The sequence below is a fragment of the Nocardia sp. CY15 genome (assembly GCF_009829295.1).
In the GTDB taxonomy this organism is placed as follows: Bacteria; Actinomycetota; Actinomycetes; order Mycobacteriales; family Mycobacteriaceae; genus Nocardia; species Nocardia sputi.
In genome coordinates this window covers 88,666-104,894 of sequence record NZ_VUOT01000019.1, presented here as the reverse complement: position 1 = coordinate 104,894, position 16,229 = coordinate 88,666, and the positions used below count along the sequence as shown (strand labels likewise).

The window sequence follows — 16,229 nt, the reverse complement described above, 5'->3', positions numbered from 1 at the left end:
TCGTATTGCGTATGCACTACGCTATTGCGTATAAACTACGCAATAGTATCGTCCTCGCGATCTACGGGTGGTCCACTATGGCAATACCGACTAGTCCTCCGAAATCACCTGCGCCGAAACCACATCGGCGATCATGGTGGCAGCGCCCCTGGATGGGGCCGCTGCTGGTACTGACGTTCGCCTTCGTCGCTTTCTCCCTGCCGCCATATCTGACGCTGGATCCGACCCGGTCGCGGGTCCCCGACCCGGGATTCGCGCCGCACTACCCACTGCTCGTCGTGCACGTAGTGTGTGGGTCGATCGCCATCCTCGTTTGCGGATTCCAGGTCTGGCCGTGGTTTCGGCGCAAGCATCCCGTTTCACATCGGCGGTTGGGTCGCTGGTACGTCATCGCCGGTGTGCTACCCGCAGGGCTCGCCGGACTGGTGATCGGTGCGACCAGCCCCTTCGGTCCGGTCGCCCGGGTCGGCAACGTCATGCTTGCGACGTTGTGGCTCATCACCACCCTCACCGGCTGGCGCATGGCCCGGCGCCGCCGATTCGCCGAGCATCGCCGCTGGATGATCCGCAGCTTCGCGCTCACCCTGTCCATCATGCTCAACCGGGTACTCGGCGTAGCGCTGCTGCTCATCCTGAGTCCCCAGCTGAACAGCACCTTTCATGGCGACGAGGAGCTACTCACGCAGACGATCGCAGGCATCGGCACTTGGCTCGGTTGGACGCTGTCACTGCTGACCGCCGAATGGTGGATCGAACGCGGACAGCGGGTGCAGAAGACCCGACCCGCGCCCGAAAGAGCTCGAGCCATGTGAATTGCCGCGACGAACACGTCCGCAAGCTGGTTTCGGAGCTCCGGCCGGTTATCTGATCATGCGCGGGAGTGGCTGTCCTACAGGAGCTCTCACAATGCGGCGTTCTGGCGCTGTGCCGAATGGGCGGGTAAAGTGATCGTTGTACTCTAGCTCGAGCACCCCCGATGCGGCGGCACCACACACAGCAGGAGGAACAGGATGTTCGTCTCCGAAGACCTGATCGCAGCCGGTGGACAGCCAGGTTGGAAGTCGATGGCCCGCAACTCGCAGAGCCGGTCATGACGAGCCCCGATGTGGCCGTGGTGCGCCCCTTGCGGCCGGATAAGCGGGCTTCCATCTTGCGGGGAGCACGTACGGTGTTCTGCCGCGACGGCTACACCCGCGCCTCCATCGACGCCATCGCAGGCGAGTCCGCGGTGTCGACGCGCACTATCTATAAGCACTTCGCCGATAAGAAGCAGCTGTTCACCGCGGTGATTGTCGATAGTGCCGCGCATGCCCGTACCAGTCGATGTGCTGCGATCGATCACCATCTGGGCAACGTCGGGGATGTCGAGGCGGACCTGATCGCACTCGGCCGCGCCTTCGTCGTCGGTGGCGACGAGGATCATTTCGCGCTCGTCCGCCAAATCCGCGCCGAGGCAGACCATATCCCGGGCGAGATACTCGATGCCTGGCTCGACACCGGCCCTCGGCCGGTCCATGCCGCGCTGGCCCGGAGGTTCTCCGAGCTCGCCGCACGGGGGCTGCTCGAACTCGACGACCCCGAACGCGCAGCCGTCCACTTCGTTCTACTAGCCGCGGGTGAGGCCAACAACCGGACCTTCTGGGGCGCCATAGATGCCGAACCCGGGGACATCGACGCCAGCGTGACCGCAGGCGTCCAAGCCTTCCTTCGCGCCTATCGACCCGGTCCCAGTTGCTGAACCATTCGATCAAGCCGATCGCCGATGTCGTCGACGGCACGGAAGGACTCGATCATGTCCCCTGTGCAACTGGATTCCGCCACGGTGCTGCTGACCGGCGCCACCGGCGGTCTCGGGCACGCGGTAGCGCGTGAACTCGCCGTCCACGGCTGTGATCTCGTGCTGACCGGCCGCCGCGCCGAAGCGTTGGCCGCGCTCGCCGCCGAGCTCGACGCGACCGTGATTCCCGCGGATCTATCGGAGCCAGACGAACTGTCACGCCTGCTCGCCCAGGCTGGGCCGGTGGATGTTCTCATCGCCAATGCCGGTCTACCGGCAGGAGGCCACATACTGGACTTCGCCGCCGCCGATCTCGACCGCGTCCTCGATGTCAATCTGCGTGCGCCGATTCTGCTCGCCCGCGATCTCGCCGAGCGAATGCGCATGCGGGGCGCGGGACACATCGTCTTCATGGGGTCGGTCGCCGGCCTGCTGCCCGCACCGCGGGTCAGCCTCTACAACGCCACCAAATTCGGCCTTCGCGGCTTCGCCCTCGCCCTGCGGCACGATCTTCGCGATGCCGAGATCGGCGTGTCCATCATCGAGCCCGGGTTCGTCCGAGATGCGGGGATGTTCGCCGATAGCGGCAGTCGACTCCCACCCGGAATGCGCACGGTCACGCCCGAGCAAGTCGCCCGCGCTGTTATCCGGGCCGTCCAGGAGGACATCGACGAAATCGTCGTCGCTCCCATCGAAACACGCATACTCGCCACTGTCGGATGCATCGCGCCCGGGCTGGTAGCACCCATCCATCGCCTCATAGATTCCGAACGCCTCGGAAACGACCTCGGTAGCCGATTGCATCACAAGGCTTGATCCATACCCTGCATGGACCCAACCCGTTTCATTTCCATGGCATACGACGCACCGGATAACTGTCGGCTGCGGAGTACGCCGACGCGACGACGGCCACCTGGTGCGGCGCCGGGCCGGGGCGCCGCGGACCAGATGGCCGCTGGATCGATCGCCGCCAACCCGACGGGCGATCGATCCGAGAACGCACGAGCGGCGATCGGTGGGTGTGCCACCGATCGCCGGTCGTTCTCATGGATTCATCATCACGACAGCGAGTTAGGCAGATCGGTAATGGTGGCGCGGCGCTGGTAGGCGATCCAGGCGAAGATCGCGGCGAGCACCAGCGGGAAGATCGCCATCGAGGGCTTGTCGGCGATGAAAGCCTGCGTCCCGGCGGCGAGCACGGTGAGAACGGACAGACCCGCGGCGGCCAGGGCGCACAGCCGTGGCACCATCAGCCCGATACCGCCGGCGATCTCCACGACTCCGATGAATATGAGCAGCCCGAGGGGGATGGTCAGATTCTCGGGGGCGTTTTCTGTCAGGGTGTTCGGTATAACGAGCTTCGGTCCGCCGGAGGCGATGATGAAGAACAGGCCGAGCAGGATCTGCAGAGTCCACAGGACGCGGTTGCGGATCTTGCCGGGACGGTCGGTGACGTCGTCGGAGAAGGTGGCGGAGTTGGCGGTGGTCATTTCTGGTCCTTCTGGTCGGTCGCGCCGGGTTGGTAGCACGTTCAACAGATAGGACGGAGCACCGTCGGAGGACTCATCGCTGTCCGCGAGGATTTATTCGGAACCGCTGAACGGTCCCCGGCTCGATCCGGGAGATCCCTATCACCCAGACGCTGCGCTGATCCGCGCACGAGCCGCACGACCTTACCTACCGATGTGGGTGGGGCCATTCGCTATCCTCGGTCGACACACTGGTCGGTGCCGGTGGCTAACCAAACTCGGCCGACAGAGAGCCTGCCTGGCTGGAGCAGAACGAATGGCCGCCACCGATGACCGGCCCAGGGTGAGGCTGGTCACCCACTGCCGCCGCTGACTGCTGTCGCCGCAATCGGTCGCCCAAGGGATCGGACCGGCCTGCGCGATCGGTGAACGTGCCGAACTTCGCGCCGCCGCATCACAGCATCCGCATGAGCTGACCCTGTTCACCGTCGCCGCGTGAGGTCATTTCAATCCGCCCTACCCGTCTACGGATGAGGACACTGCATCGAGTCTCGCGACGGCGCGGGCCTGGCTCCGGTGCTCACTGGTCACCCACTGAGGCAGAATGCGAGCGTGAGCGACGCAATCAACAATGGGATCAGACATCAGCTCGGCCAGCGGTTCGTGGTGCCGACGGGTGCGGTGTCCTTCATCGGCTAGTAGCTTGATGTCGGAGCGGGAAGTGCCAGGACGGGAATCCTTGCCAGAGCCCGGCGGGAAGAGTTCGACGCGATGGAACGGATACGCAGGAAGCTGGAAGAAGGCATGAACGCTGTCGAGACCCCGGGGTCAGGAGACGGCACGTCGAAGGTCACCCGGCTGCCGCGTCGCCCGCGGCGTGTGACGGAAGAGGCCGGCGAGCGTCCTCACAAGACCTGGCGTTCGGAAGGCGGCTCCGTCTATGACCCTGCACCGACCAAGCCTGTTCTGCGATCGGAACTGCAGCGGGAGACCGGGTGGTGGCCGGTCCACCCTGGCGCGGTGCACCGCGCCGTCCCCGAGGACGATCCGGGCAGTGCCGAGCCAGATGAGAATGTCGTCGATCTCGACGCGTTGCGGCGGAAACGAGCCGGTGGCGATGCTCCGGCCGTCGGAATCCGGCGCATGGCCAAACCGCGCCGAATCGGGAATAGTGCAGGCGCGAGATCAAGCACCGAAGGTGAGCCCGACAGTGTTCGCAGCGGTGATCCCGATCCCCCACGGGTGGATGGACCTGCTATGCCACACTGACTCTGACTCTCCGCAAGACCGTCCCCCCGATACTCACACATGATCACGATGCCGTATACGAGTGCGCCCATACCGAATCCGAGACGGACGCGGCGGCTGAACCTGTTCGTGCCGAGGGCTGTTGCCGTGAAAAGGTCACCGTGACGAGTGCACCGATGAGTGGAAAGGCAACTGTTTCTGCGCCCGGATGGCCGAAGCTCCGCCGACCGGGCCCCAGGCATCCACCTTCAGCTCTCACAGGTTTCCGCAAGCGACACCGCCCCGCACCGTACGTGTAACGAAACAAGCTGTGTAGCAATAGTGTTGGGCATGGCAACCGTAGGCCGGTTGGGTAGGCTGCACAACTACCGGACAGTGATCGGAAGGGCCACGGATGACCAGATACGCGCATTATGTCGGCAGCCTGCCCGCGGAACTGATGACCGGCGATCGCGCCGTGCTGCAATGGTTCGCCGACCGGAGCGAGGACCGGCCCGTCACCGCGGTGCCCTGTGACCTCGACCCGGACTGGATCCTCGAGTATCTGATCGGGCGCGGGAAACATGACGTCTTCGAAGTCGTCCACTCGGGTGACTACACCGACTACAGCGACTTCCCCAGCTATGGCCTGCGTTCCGGCCGCACGTTGGAGCCGCGACATGTGTCGATGGACCGGGTAGGGCGGATCGGTGAAGTCGTCTCCGCTTTCGAATCGATGCAGCGTGACCGACCGGAGCTGGCCGCGACGAAAGTTCAGATAAGCCAGCCGAACCCGCTGGACCTCGCCTTGTTCGTATTCGCGGGCGCGGCCGTGTCCGCCGGGTTGCCCGTCGGGAAGGCTCTGCGGCGCTCCAATCTCGTCGTCGACGCGCTCCGTCATCTGCCGGTGTTCACCGAAGCGGTGCTGCAAGAGATGACCGAAGTCATCGAACGGCACGGCGAGCATGTTCTCTGGCAACTGGAGTCGCCCATCGCGCTGTTGAGCATGGTCAAAGCCGAGCAAATGCATGCGCAGTGGTCACTCGGCTGGCTCGTCGCGCGGCAGCTCGCCAGCTTCCTCGGCCGGATGCACCAGATCGGGGCGGATACCATCGTGCACCTGTGTTACGGCGACTACCAGCACAAAAGCCTGTTGAGCCCGCGCACGCTGGCACCGGCGGTTAAGCTGCTCAATCAGACCGCGCGACTATCTAGCAAACAGGGGACGCCACTGCCCCCCGTGCACATTCCGTGCGCATACGGCGCCGAACCGGCACCGCTGGACCCCCGCTTCTACGCACCCTTGCGCAAGCTCGACCCCGCCTGGCGGTTGATCGCCGGTGTCGTTTCGCCGGACTCCGCCGAGAACAGCGCCGGCGCGCTTGCTCTCTTCGAGAAGGCCGCGGCGAGGACCGCTTACGGTGTCGCCACCGCATGTGGGCTCGGCCGTTGCAGTGTCGACTCCGCGCACAAGGCAGCCGCGACCACCGTCGCGATAGCCGACACCGACGACATGCATCGCTAGAAGTTGCTCGAATAGGATGCAGCGGAACGCATTGGATAGCCCGTCCGCTTCCGGCAGCGATCAGTCCAGCGCATCCGAGCTCCGAAGCCTTGCGCGAGGCCGGTATTCGACGCCCGTCCATCGCAACTTCTGACCATCGCGATGGTGGGGCGAGCGATGGAAGCCGTACCACGTACACCATAGGTCCCGGCTGACAACGGTTTTCACGTTCCATACCACATGCCCCGACCTCCTTTGCTACAGTAAATATCGTGTTCCGCTCCGGTCTGGCTAACCGGCGGCAACACTTACTCCGGGTTTGCCTACGGCCGTGGCCCCCGGAGTCGGTCCAGTTCCCGACGCGGGCGCATTATCCGTTCTCAGCAGTTCCAGGGAGTTTGCTATGGGGTACAATCCGCATGTTCTGGTAATAGGTGGAGGCCCTGCCGGTTCGACCACGGCAGCCCTGCTCGCGCGAGCCGGCATTCGCGTAACCCTTCTGGAAAAGGAGAGCTTCCCGCGGTATCACATCGGGGAGTCCCTTCTGGCGTCGTGCTTGTCGACACTGCGCCTTTCCGGCGCCTATGACGAGGTCGCCGCGCACGGTTTCCAGGTGAAGCGGGGCGGAGTCTTTCTGTGGCAGAACGATACCTGGCTATTGGACTGGTCCAGGCTCGTGGACGCGGACGCTTGGTCATGGCAGGTCGACCGCGCGGCATTCGACGACATCCTGCTGCGCAACGCGGCAAAACAGGGCGCCGAGGTAATCGAGCAGGCCACCGTGACAAACGTGCTGTTCGACGGCGACCGCCCGACAGCCGTCGAATGGACCGGGCCCGATGACGACCAGACCCGCACAACCGAATTCGATTTTCTCGTCGACGCATCCGGTCGAGCGGGTTTGCTGGCCAAGCGGCACTTCGATATGCGCAAGCAGCACAAGGCATTCCGAAACACCGCGATCTGGTCCTACTGGACCGGCGCCCGCCTGCATCCGGACAGCCCGGAAGGCGCGATCAACGTCGTATCCACCCCCGAGGGTGGCTGGATCTGGCACATCCCTTTGTCGGACGGCCGTTTCAGCGTGGGCTATGTGATTTCCAAGCGCCAGTTCGTTGCGAAGCGGCGTGAACACGAATCACTGGAGTCGTACTACCTCGATGTCATCGGAGGCAGTGCCCAGCTCAGCGAGTTGCTCGAGGGAGCCCAGCAGGTCGACAGCGTCCGGGCGGAGCAAGACTACTCCTACGTCGCCGATCGCTTCTGCGGTCCGGGTTACGCCATTGTCGGTGACGCGGCGTGCTTCCTCGATCCGTTGTTGTCCACCGGCGTGCATTTGGCGACCTACGGAGCGCTGACCGCATCCGCGGCCATTGCGACCACCTTGCGGGGGGAAATGAGCGAGTCCGAGGCACTCGGATTCTTCGACTACACCTATCGCCGAGCGTACTGGCGCTTCCTGATCCTGGTTTCGCGAATGTACGAGCAGTACGTCGGGTCCGAAGAATATTTCACACATGCCAGCAGCCTCACCGAGGCGCACGATGGCGACACCCCGCAGGAGTCGTTCACCAGGATCATCGCCGGACTCACCGATGTCGACGAGTCGGCGGGAGAACAGCAACGCACCGATACCGACACCATCGTCACCGAGGCCGAACATCTCGACGACGAGGCAGCCGCGGTGAACATCAAATACATGGGCCATTTGGATATGTCTCCGGTGTGGAATATCTGGCGCGATCCGCTCGGGGCCGACACCGTCATGGGTGAGGTGCGTATCACGACCGAACCGGTACTCGGATTGACCAGCAAACCCCGCACCGCCGCGGAGCAGGAGGCCATAGCTCGCCCATTCACTCCACCGAAGGACACCGACGTCACCCCGGTTTAGTCCCGGCTCTCGACACGGATCTCCAGTGATAATCACTGCGCGGAGCCGACGATTGTGACGATCATTCGATCCCTCCCCGAACCACCGGGCGATGCAACGGCCGGTGGTTCGGGCTTCCGGACCAACAGGGCCGAGATCGGACGGTTCGGCCATCCGCTCACCAGGATGCTGCTGGCCAGCGACGGCTCCACGATGCCGGTCCTCGAGGCGATACTCAGGACGGACCTCCAGGTTCATGTGATCCGTCAAGACGCTATGGCGGCCAGTAGGCTGCCCACCACCGTCACCGATGTATTGCAGGTGTCCGGGACCGACCGCGTCATCGTCCGCCGCTCGCGCCTGATCGACTCCGACATGGTGGCCGTATCCGCCAACCATGTCGTGATCGTCCCTGGGCCCGCGGCTGCCTACGGAGTTGGCGATGTCCGCACGCCGATCGGTTACGCCCTGATTTCTCGTGGAATACCCCAGCGGCGTCACATACTACGGGCGGGCTTGACGAGATGGCCGGACGGCCGCCTCTGTGCAGCGAAGGCATACGTCATCGTGACGGCCGATCGGCCGCTCTGCTACATACGAGAATCATTCAACCCCAACGTGATCCCACCCGACCACTCCTACACCACCGACAGCGATCTGCGGTGGGCCGACGAGCCGGAACGCGTGGAATCCGAACCTACCGACCTCCGGCAGCGCGACTAGCGGCTCACTCCGGCTCTGCCACAGGGCTCCCCTGGCCCGGCAGAGTCGATCCTCGGCGCAACGTGGTCAGCGCGCGAGTCGCCCGGTGCTGGACGGCAGGTAGCGGAAGGCTGTAGTAGCTTCGAACCCGTCAACGACAAGAGGACTGATGAATCAAGGTACCGCCGTGGTGTTTTCATGGTTCTGACCCAGCACAGCGCTCAGCGCCGTCGCGGTCTGCCGTGGGCTACTCGAAACAGTACCGGTCGGCCGCCGACACACCGGCGCACGAACAGTCGCCTACGACGGAACCCTGGAGCGGTCTGGTGGGGCACGGCGCCAGACCTGGCACCCGGCACACTCTGACCTTCCTCGTTACACCTCATCGAGGCACGAGTCCGCGCTCATCGATCACTCTCGTCGAAATCCTGTCCATCATCTGGAGTCACGTCTTTGACCACACCACAGTTCCCGACATCCGCACCGCATACCGCATCGACCGGAACGTGCCCCGTCCAGCACGGCTCCGCCGGCAGCGATGACCGCCGAGTTCCGCTGTATACCCCGCAGTTCGTCGCCGACCCGCATCCCGCTTACCGCCAGATGCGTCGTCAGTACGGTTCGCTCGTTCCCGTCGAGCTGGCACCGGGTGTGCCCGCGACGTTGGTGATCGCGTATCGGACGGCGGTGCGGATCCTCAACGACCCGGATCACTTTCCCGCTGATCCACGAACCTGGCAGAAAACCATTCCGGACAACTCTCCGGTCCGGCCGATGATGGAGTGGTACCCGGCAGCGCGATACAACACCGGAGACGCACATATCCGCTATCGGCAGGCATCCGTCTCGAGCATCGACGGGATCGACACCCACGGGCTGCGTCCCACTGTCGAGAAACTCGCCATCCCGCTGATCAACACCTTCTGCGAGGCCGGTTCCGCCGACCTGGTGTCCCAATACGCTTTTCCCCTCGTCCTCGGGATCCTCAACGACATGGTCGGCTGCCCCACCGAGATCGGGCAGCGGGTCGCGACCGGCATGGCCGCGCGCTTCGATACGGTCAACCCCGCCCAGGGCATGAAGATGGTCAAAGAGGCCCTGATGGAGCTGATACAGCTCAAACGGCGCCAGCCCGGCGACGACGCCACCTCGCGGCTGGCACATCATCCGGCCGACCTCAACGACGTGGAGATCTTCGCCCAACTGATGAGCTTCTACGGCGCGGGCTTCGAAGCGCAGCGCAACCTGATCACCAACACCCTGCTGCTGATGATCACCGACGACCGGTTCCGCTTCGGCGACGTCCTCGGCCGAAACCTGTCCACCACCGACGCCCTCGACGAGGTCCTGTTCAACGACCCGCCGATGGCGAACTTCTGCACCACCTACCCGCGGCAGCCGATCATGATCGACGATGTCTGGCTGCCGGCAGACCAGCCGGTCGTCATCAGTCTCGCCGCGTGCAACAACGACCCCGACATCCACGGGACCGACGAGCCCGGCAGCAGCCGCATCGGCAATCGCTCGCATCTGGCATGGAGTACCGGCCCGCACGCCTGCCCTGCTAAATCCATCGCCTACCCGACTGTCCAGAACGCTATCGACCAACTGCTCGACGCCCTCCCCGAAATGGAACTCGCTGTGCCTGCCGACCAGCTGGTCTGGCGGCCGGGTCCGTTCCACCGCGCGATGACGGCAATGCCGGTCGTTTTCCCGAAGTCCCCGCCGCTGACCTATGTGTAGCAAGTGTCGAACCGCATGGTTGGCATGGAGTGCGCGCTCGAGCACCTGTACAAGAGTGCGTCAAGGCCAGGTGGGGCGTGGTGAGTGAGTCACATTCGCATCTGTTCGACGACAAGTTCGGCAAGTTCCAGCGGTGGCAAGTTAGTCCGTGGGGTCGGCTGCGGTATACAACCGCAGCCGTCAACCTGACCGCCCATCTACCCGCTGGCGCGCTGGAGATCCTCGACGCGGGCGGCGGCAACGGCCTCGACGCGCTCGAACTCGCCGCCCAGGGCCATCACGTCACGATCGCCGGCACCTCCGACCGGTCCCTCGCCGAAGCACGCGCCGCGGCCAAGCACCGTGGCTTGGAAGATCATGTCACCACCCGGCGCACACGACCTGGACACCCTCGGTCACGCGTTCTCTGCGGCACCGGGACGGCCCCGGTGCCGGACCGATGAGTAGAACCGGGCAGGCTCACGTAGAGTCAGCCCAGACGTGCGGCACGGCCTGCGCGACGGGATAGATCGGCGAATGCGTCACGCAGTCCATCCGGGCCGACGACCTCGATCTCGGTGCCGAAGCGCGCTACTGTCGCCGCGAGCGCGGGCCAGGACCAGGAACCGAGCAGCAGCCTGGTTCGGGCAGGGCCGAGTTCCTCGACGACACCGTCGCCGGCGAACGGGGCCACCTGTGCGATGGGGAGGTCGAGGACAACCTCGCCGCGGCATGGCCAGGTATTCGCACTGTCGGAGCCTTTGAACCGCGCGGACAAGAACGCGGCGATATCGCCGCCGGGCACCGGCCGGGGCGCGAACCGCGGCCCGTTGGGCACCCGAAGTGTCATCCGGTCGACGCGGTAGACCCGCCACTCCCCACGTTCTGAGGCCCATCCGATGAGGTACCAGCGCAGACTGCGGACCACCAGGTGGTGTGGTTGGATTCGGCGGGGCGCCCGCGGACCGGTGTCATTCGGCTGTGTCGGTGACCGGTAGTCGAACCGCACCTCCTCTCGGGAGCGGACAGCGGCACTCAACGCGAGCAGCACCTGGGTGTCGACCCGGGGAGCGGCCGCGGGCCCGGCCGATTCGCCCACCGTGATCTCGAGGGCATCGACGCGCTGCCGCAAGCGGGAAGGCAGCAGCTGGCGTACGGTCGCCAGCGCTCGTGCGGCTGCCTCTTCGATGCCCGCGCCGGTCGCGGCCGCGTTGCGCAACGCCACGGCGAGCGCGACCGCTTGCTCGTCGTCGAACAATAGCGGCGGCAGTTCGCTGCCCGCCGCGAGACGGTAACCACCGTCGGGCCCCTTGACCGCCCGGACGGGGTAACCGATCTCGCGCAAGCGGTCGACATCGCGACGCACCGTACGTTCACTGACGCCCAGCCTCTCGGCCAGCAGACTGCCCGGCCAATCGCGGCGGACCTGGAGCAAAGACAGCAGCGAGAGCAGGCGGCGGGAGGTCACCGTCGAGGAGGCGGTCGGCATGTGGCCAGACTGCCATGAATAGCGGACGTTCCCTGGCCGGTACTGGTGACAACGTTGCTCTCGTCGCCGGAAGTCGCCGGTGACGGAATCCCTTGCGAAGGACGGATCACCATGTCGGTAAACGCTGTTGCCCACCTGAACTTCCACGGGCTGGCCCGTGCTGCCCTGGAGTTCTACCAGTCGGTGTTCGGCGGGCAGACCACTCTCGCCACTTATGCGGACTTCGGGATGCCCACCGACTCGCCCGACGCAGGCAAAGTGGTCTTCGGCCAGGTCGTCGCCGACGACGGCTTCCGGGTCATGGCCTACGACGTGCCCGGCGAGCACGCTCCAACCGCCCTCGGCGTGCCCGCCACCCGCCGCGAGAACGGCACCACCATCACCGAGGAGCCGTTCTTCCTGTCCGTTCGCGGCGAGACCGTCGAGGAGGTCGGCGCACTGTGGGAACGCCTTGCGGACGGCGCCACGGTTATCGAGGAGTTCGGCCCGGCCCAGTGGGCACCCGCCTTCGGGATGCTGCGCGATCGCTTCGGTATCACCTGGATCCTCGACGTCACGGCTGAGTACGCGCAGTCCTGACTCCCCCTCACCGACTTCTCCGGGGTGCGACCGAATCCGGTCGCACCGTGCCCCCTCATCCCGACCGACCGCCGACCGCGAACCGGGACTGTAGGGAGATAGATCCCCAGCTGCCGTGGTGAGAGAAGTTCGGTGCTGGTTGTGAAGAGTGCCCTGTGATGGCCAGCGAATTTCTCACCTCGACGGAAATGAAGTGTTCGGCGGCCGCCGGATGACGTTCGAACACAGGTGTATCGAATGAAACGCCGACAGCGGCACGGTCACCACAGAAGGCGGCCGGATGCGCAGGATCAATTCGACCCAGGCGTTCTTCCGCGCCCGCACCACCTCCGATCACCGGAGGCCAACTGTGGACCCCTGCGCGCTTTCGTGCGTATCGCGGTGGACAAAGGGTAGGCGGTATAAGCACCTACTTCGACGAATGGAGGCGTCATGAGGGACGTCGACGACAATGTTTCCGCAGGCCGCGGCCACCCGGTCCGAATTCCACGTAGCCGGGGAGCCCTCGGCGGGCTCGCGGTGCTGCTCCTGGGCGTCTGGGGTGCGCTGATCCCGTTCCTCGGCCCCTACTTCGATTTCGCGTTCACTCCGGACGAGCCATGGGTGTGGACGTCGGCGCGAGGGTGGCTCCAAGTACTGCCTGGCGTCGCCGCGATCATCGGCGGATTGCTCATGTTGGTAAGCCGCAACCGTATCGTGGCGAGTTTCGGCGGGTGGCTGGCAGTGGCGGCGGGCGTGTGGTTCGTGATCGGGCCCGTCCTTGCTGAGCCGCTGCGCATCGGGGATGTCGGTGACCCTGTCGCCACCTCCGACCTGAAGCGCGCCGTACTCCAACTGACCTATTTCCACGGTCTCGGTGCGCTGATCCTGTTCTTCGCGGCGACCTCACTCGGCCGATTGTCGGTGCGTAGCGCCCGCGATATCGCCTTCACGCGACGCGAAGCCGATGCCAGAGCCGCCGCCGTAACAGACAGTCAGCGCCGCATAGCCGACGCGCCAGGACTCGAGAAACCCGGGCCGATGCCGCAGCGGGGTCGTGGCCGAACAAGCCCAGGTTAGACGGCGGCTGAACAAACCCGTCCCGGGCGCAACAGGTCCTCGCTCTGCTCGCTCACGGGGTGCCTGCGCGCACCGACGAGTTCCCGCGCTTCCGGCAGTCATAACCGTCATGACAGCTTTCGCTCTCATCCACGGTGCCGGCGGGAGCGCTTTCGACTGGCATCTGCTCGAAGCAGAACTCCGCAACCGCGGGCACGACGCGGTCGCGGTGGATCTGCCGATGTCCGACCCCCAGGCCGGGCTCTGGGACTACGCCGACGCCGTCGTCCAGGTAACCGGCGGACGCCGGCCTCTCGTGGTGGTGGCCCACTCCTGGGGCGGTTTCGTCGGTCCCCTGGTCGGCGTGCGCGCCGGAGCCGCCGCGCTTGTGCTGGTGACCGCCATGATTCCGAGCCCGGGCGAGATGCCGGACGCCTGGTGGGAACGCAGCGGCAAACCATCGTCCGGCAGCGATGACGACTACGAGCTCTACTTTCACGATGTCCCTCGCGAACTGGCCCAGCGGGTACTGGCCCACGACGGCGCGCTCGCGGAGAAGATCAGCATGGACCGAGCGGGGCGAGAGCCATGGCCGTTGTCCGCCTGGCCGGACATTCCGACGAGATACCTGCTCTGCCGCGACGACCGTTTCTTCACCCCCGACTTCGCGCGCCGCCACGTGAAGGAGCGGCTGGGCATCACCCCGGACGAGATGCCCGGTAGCCACATGGTGATGTTGTCGCGCCCGGACGAGCTGGCCGACTATCTGGTGCAGGTTCTTCCAGTGCCTCGTAATCGGCGCTCGTCGCATACCCGCAGAGAGGATATGTGAAGCCACGCACCGCATCAGACGAAGTCTCGAGGACTCCGTCGCTGCCAGTTCTGGGAGTACACCCGCTTGCGAACCGTCCGGGGGTCGGCCTGCGGATATTCGAGTTCGTACGCGTCGAGCTGGGCGTCGAGCACGAATTCTTCGGGGGTGCAACGTAATACGGTATGGGTGGTGACTTCGGTGCGCCAATCGTCGCGCTCCAGCCTGCGTAGCGTGCGGGTCTCGCCCCGGACCGAGGTGACGTCGTTGCCACGGAAGCTGAACCATTCGGTAGTGGCGCGACGCACGATGGTGCCGGTGTCGTCGAGCGAGATGGTGCCCTGGTCGTTCTCGATCTCGAGGGTCGATACGCCGCTCGCCAGATCCCGTTCGACCTTCCAGTGGTGTTTACCGGGTTCGATATGCGTGGCGGGCGCCTCGGGCGCGGCTTCGGGCGGATCGAACGGGCGCAGCCGGTCATCGTCCTCGCGGGGCGGCCGGTGCGGCAAGGTCAACGCGCTGCGACCGGTCGTAATGGTCAGCAGGTCATGTCAACCGCCTGCGATGGTTTCCCGTTCGGCCGACAGGTCGCGTCGCGGTGTTCGGGAGGCTGCGCGAGGCCGCTGTCCGCGCATCGGGCGAGAACCGGCGAAGGCAGGCAGATGCTGTCGGCAATTCAGGCACCACTGTGAAGTGGGGATGGTCTGCAGCAGGTGGATCGAGATCTCGGCGTGGCAGCCGCGGCAGCGACCGTAACGGCCTGTGGCGATGAGCGTAAGGGTTTCATCGATATCGGCCAAAGCTTGTCGTGCTGCCGCGGCCAATTCGGTAGTGACCTCATGCCTGGCCGTATCAGCCGCGTTGGTGGGCGTGGCGGCGCGGTCGATTTCGGCTTCGAGTTCGGCCAGCTGCTGCAGGCGGAAGCGGCGTTGCTGGTTCAGTGCGGCTCGTAGTGCGGGTAGGTGGTCGGTAAGGCGTGCGGGTGAGACGGGGTGTGCACGGGTCATCCTGATCTCCAGGGTTGGTGGTTGGAATGGTTCGAGATGCGGTCAGGTGAGAAGGGATGGGCCGCCCTGCCAGCGGCCCCTGTACGACCACCTCCATGCCATCCGAATAATCGCTGACAAGGCCAGGATCGTTTACGTGGAACGGCCGCGCTTATCCGTCTGAGACAATCCTGGCTGTGCTACTTGTCCGATTCCCCCACTCGTTTTCTCGGGCGTTTCGCCAGTACACCAGCAAGGGAAGTGTCACAGCCCGTGGATGGCGGTCGACTCGATCAGTGCACAGGTGTGGTCGCGATGGTCGCGGTGCGGGTGCCGGGGACAGTGCGGGTCAGGGCGATGGCGATGCGCCGTTCGGGTTCGTCGGCGAACCGGCCGGAGATGCTGGCGTCGCCTCCGTGGACGGTGACATGCCACCGTCGTGCGCCGGTGTATTGATCGAGGAGGTTCTGTGCACCGGCCGTGAGTGCGTCGTCGGGGGTGAGCATGATTCGCAACGCGTCGCCACGGCTGAACATACCGACCACGCGGCCGTCGGCATCGACGACGGGCAGACTGCGCAGTCCGCGCGTGACAAGCCTGCTCATGACCTCGGCCAGTGCCGCGGTGGCGGGGACCGAGACCGCTGGTGTGGTCATGACTTCATCGACCGTGTCGTCGAGTTCACCGGCCCGCAGGAGGTCACCGCTGGTGAGTACCCCGGTGAGGCGATCGTCTTGGTCGAGAACGGGCAGCGCCGCGTAGCCCAGTTCGGCGAGCAGCAGCGCCGCCTCGCATGCCGTGTTGTCGTGCCGGACGGTGATGATGGGTCTTTGCATGACCTCGCATACCTGCGTGTTCCTCACTTCGGTTCCGCTCCGTTCAACTAACTAGGTACCGGATCGACGCAAGAGGGCAGATCCTTCGCTGGCCTGCCCTTGTCTCACTGCTCCTACCTGCGATTTCTGGGCAACTCCATGATGACGTGACTGTCGCGGCGATCGGTTGAGCGGATTCGACAATCGAGGCGTCGGGATTTGTGGCGATGGCACAGC

16 protein-coding genes are annotated in these 16,229 nt (G+C 65.0%); 11 read left to right on the top strand and 5 right to left on the bottom strand.

Annotated elements, in window-relative coordinates:
• The first annotated feature begins 152 nt into the window (after nt 1-152).
• The 3 genes from GVY39_RS20730 to GVY39_RS20720 all read left to right on the top strand — a co-directional run bounded on the left by GVY39_RS20730 (nt 153) and on the right by GVY39_RS20720 (nt 2,593).
• A complete protein-coding gene (locus GVY39_RS20730) occupies nt 153-812 on the top strand; it encodes a DUF2306 domain-containing protein (protein ID WP_159926952.1) in 660 nt (219 codons plus the stop codon).
• Between the two features lie 293 nt (nt 813-1,105).
• Nucleotides 1,106-1,738, top strand: coding sequence for a TetR/AcrR family transcriptional regulator (locus GVY39_RS20725; RefSeq protein ID WP_236565569.1), 633 nt, complete (start codon nt 1,106-1,108; stop codon nt 1,736-1,738).
• A gap of 54 nt (nt 1,739-1,792) precedes the next feature.
• On the top strand, nt 1,793-2,593 hold the full coding sequence (locus GVY39_RS20720; RefSeq protein ID WP_159926956.1) for an SDR family oxidoreductase: 801 nt from the start codon (nt 1,793-1,795) through the stop codon (nt 2,591-2,593).
• 242 nt (nt 2,594-2,835) lie between these two features.
• Here the strand turns inward: GVY39_RS20720 and GVY39_RS20715 are convergent, their stop codons facing one another.
• Complete coding sequence (locus GVY39_RS20715) at nt 2,836-3,267, bottom strand: DoxX family protein (RefSeq protein WP_159926958.1); 432 nt, start codon at nt 3,265-3,267, stop codon at nt 2,836-2,838.
• A gap of 1,621 nt (nt 3,268-4,888) precedes the next feature.
• Between GVY39_RS20715 and GVY39_RS20705 the strand changes: the two genes are divergently transcribed.
• The 5 genes from GVY39_RS20705 (at nt 4,889) to GVY39_RS20685 (ending at nt 10,738) form a co-directional block, all read left to right on the top strand.
• Nucleotides 4,889-5,998: a hypothetical protein gene (locus GVY39_RS20705; RefSeq protein ID WP_159926962.1), complete on the top strand. Its 1,110-nt coding sequence runs from the start codon at nt 4,889-4,891 to the stop codon at nt 5,996-5,998.
• Between the two features lie 382 nt (nt 5,999-6,380).
• Nucleotides 6,381-7,871 (top strand): NAD(P)/FAD-dependent oxidoreductase, encoded by a 1,491-nt coding sequence (locus GVY39_RS20700; RefSeq protein WP_159926964.1) that lies wholly within the window; start codon nt 6,381-6,383, stop codon nt 7,869-7,871.
• A 54-nt stretch (nt 7,872-7,925) separates the two neighbouring features.
• Nucleotides 7,926-8,573 (top strand): hypothetical protein, encoded by a 648-nt coding sequence (locus GVY39_RS20695; protein WP_159926966.1) that lies wholly within the window; start codon nt 7,926-7,928, stop codon nt 8,571-8,573.
• Nucleotides 8,574-9,005: 432 nt separating this feature from the next.
• Nucleotides 9,006-10,295: a cytochrome P450 gene (locus GVY39_RS20690; RefSeq protein ID WP_159926968.1), complete on the top strand. Its 1,290-nt coding sequence runs from the start codon at nt 9,006-9,008 to the stop codon at nt 10,293-10,295.
• A gap of 80 nt (nt 10,296-10,375) precedes the next feature.
• Nucleotides 10,376-10,738: a hypothetical protein gene (locus tag GVY39_RS20685; RefSeq protein ID WP_159926970.1), complete on the top strand. Its 363-nt coding sequence runs from the start codon at nt 10,376-10,378 to the stop codon at nt 10,736-10,738.
• A gap of 26 nt (nt 10,739-10,764) precedes the next feature.
• Here the strand turns inward: GVY39_RS20685 and GVY39_RS20680 are convergent, their stop codons facing one another.
• Nucleotides 10,765-11,763 (bottom strand): YafY family protein, encoded by a 999-nt coding sequence (locus GVY39_RS20680; protein ID WP_159926972.1) that lies wholly within the window; start codon nt 11,761-11,763, stop codon nt 10,765-10,767.
• A 111-nt stretch (nt 11,764-11,874) separates the two neighbouring features.
• On the opposite strand from GVY39_RS20680, the gene GVY39_RS20675 reads away from it, so the two are divergent.
• The 3 genes from GVY39_RS20675 (at nt 11,875) to GVY39_RS20665 (ending at nt 14,212) form a co-directional block, all read left to right on the top strand.
• Nucleotides 11,875-12,342 carry a VOC family protein gene (locus GVY39_RS20675; protein ID WP_159926974.1) on the top strand — a complete coding sequence of 156 codons (468 nt, stop codon included), beginning with the start codon at nt 11,875-11,877 and terminating at the stop codon, nt 12,340-12,342.
• 432 nt (nt 12,343-12,774) lie between these two features.
• Complete coding sequence (locus GVY39_RS20670) at nt 12,775-13,401, top strand: hypothetical protein (protein ID WP_159926976.1); 627 nt, start codon at nt 12,775-12,777, stop codon at nt 13,399-13,401.
• A 109-nt stretch (nt 13,402-13,510) separates the two neighbouring features.
• A complete protein-coding gene (locus GVY39_RS20665; RefSeq protein WP_159926978.1) occupies nt 13,511-14,212 on the top strand; it encodes an alpha/beta fold hydrolase in 702 nt (233 codons plus the stop codon).
• 14 nt (nt 14,213-14,226) lie between these two features.
• On the opposite strand, the gene GVY39_RS20660 is transcribed toward GVY39_RS20665, so the two are convergent.
• From GVY39_RS20660 to GVY39_RS20650, 3 genes are all read right to left on the bottom strand, one after another.
• Nucleotides 14,227-14,706, bottom strand: coding sequence for a hypothetical protein (locus GVY39_RS20660; protein WP_236565570.1), 480 nt, complete (start codon nt 14,704-14,706; stop codon nt 14,227-14,229).
• Between the two features lie 36 nt (nt 14,707-14,742).
• Nucleotides 14,743-15,198 carry a hypothetical protein gene (locus tag GVY39_RS20655; RefSeq protein ID WP_159926980.1) on the bottom strand — a complete coding sequence of 152 codons (456 nt, stop codon included), beginning with the start codon at nt 15,196-15,198 and terminating at the stop codon, nt 14,743-14,745.
• Between the two features lie 272 nt (nt 15,199-15,470).
• On the bottom strand, nt 15,471-16,013 hold the full coding sequence (locus GVY39_RS20650) for an HPP family protein (RefSeq protein ID WP_159926991.1): 543 nt from the start codon (nt 16,011-16,013) through the stop codon (nt 15,471-15,473).
• Nucleotides 16,014-16,229: the final 216 nt, after the last annotated feature.